This window comes from Bradyrhizobium sp. PRIMUS42, from assembly GCF_023006515.1.
Classification (GTDB): Bacteria; Pseudomonadota; Alphaproteobacteria; order Rhizobiales; family Xanthobacteraceae; genus Bradyrhizobium.
On sequence record NZ_JALBGZ010001400.1, the window covers coordinates 1 to 714 of the forward strand.

Consider the following 714-nt stretch of genomic DNA (forward strand, 5'->3'; position numbering starts at 1 on the left):
CTGCTCGTCCACCTTCTCGAACATCGCAAGTGTCGTACTTGGCTTGCGCAAGGGTTTCGTCACGCGGATCGCGACGCGGTCGATCCGGGCCTCGTAGTCGAGCGCGTCCTGCGCGGTCTTGAACGCACGGAACTGGGAAATGTCGGTGCCGGAGGCGAACGCCTTGTCGCCGGCCCCGGTCAGGATCAGCGCCCTGATCGAGCGATCGGCGTTGATCTCCAGACAGATCTCCGCCATGCGGTCATACATGGCGAAGGTCATTGCGTTGCGCGCCTGCGGGCGGTTGAAGGTGATCCGCGCGATGCCGTCCTGGACGGAATAGAGCAGGTCTTCGTTAGCGGTCGTCGGTGCGTTCATCGCGCGCTCTCTTCTTCTCTCGGTCAGTCCAGGCTAGCCGGCTCTAGGCCACCTGAGCTTTGGTCATCGGCACCACATCGCGCCCCTTCAGGACGTCCATGGCCGCCAAGACGCCGCCGCTCCGGTGCGGAATTTTTGCCAGATCCAGACCCATCTCGACGCCGGCGAGAGTGCCCATCAGCATCAGATCGTTGAAATGCCCGATATGGCCGATGCGGAACACCTTGCCCTTGACCTTGTTCAGGCCGGTGCCGAGCGACATGTCGAAGGCTTCCAGCACCACCTTGCGGAAGGCGTCGGCGTCGTGTCCATCCGGCACGCGCACGCCGGTCAGCGCCGGCGAGTGCGCCGCCGGGT

Annotated in this window: 1 protein-coding gene and 1 pseudogene; both read right to left on the minus strand. The window is 64.1% G+C overall.

Going from position 1 to position 714, the window contains the following annotated elements; translation table 11 throughout:
- The coding region (locus tag MOV75_RS40655) for an enoyl-CoA hydratase-related protein (protein ID WP_247008482.1) at positions 1 to 357 on the minus strand (357 nt) is incomplete at its 3' end.
- A 43-nt stretch (positions 358 to 400) separates the two neighbouring features.
- A pseudogene (locus tag MOV75_RS40660) lies at positions 401 to 714 on the minus strand (serine--glyoxylate aminotransferase); the annotation flags it as partial.